The sequence below is a fragment of the Psychrobacter piechaudii genome, assembly GCF_900162825.1.
GTDB classification, from domain to species: Bacteria; Pseudomonadota; Gammaproteobacteria; order Pseudomonadales; family Moraxellaceae; genus Psychrobacter; species Psychrobacter piechaudii.
The window spans coordinates 1-301 of record NZ_FUGE01000286.1 but is presented as its reverse complement, the minus strand read 5'-3'; the positions used below and the strand labels follow the sequence as shown (position 1 = coordinate 301).

Annotated in this window: 1 protein-coding gene; it reads left to right on the top strand. The window is 41.2% G+C overall.

Features of this window, described 5'->3' with window-relative positions; all coding sequences use genetic code 11:
• Window positions 1-18: 18 nt before the first annotated feature.
• Window positions 19-301, top strand: a 283-nt coding sequence (locus A1019T_RS12990) for a transposase (protein WP_244156671.1), incomplete at its 3' end; no start/stop codon positions are given.

Genomic DNA, 301 nt, shown 5'->3' with positions numbered 1-301 from the left:
CCAAACAGTCACTGGCTCATGCGGGCTAAAGATAATCTGCGTTACACTGTGATTAAAACCTTTAGTGAAGGGGACTACTTGATACAAATGCCCGTCTCTTTTCAGGCACAAAACAAAAATCCAAACCTACCTGCTACTTGGCAAGCTCGATTAATTGAGTGTCGTTATGAGAGTAAGATAAGACGATACATCACCTCTTTAGTAGATGATAAACGCTTTACTAAGGATAAAGTGGCACAGCTTTACTTGCAGCGCTGGGAGATTGAGATGGCTTTTAGGGAAATTAAGTCTGATTTACAGC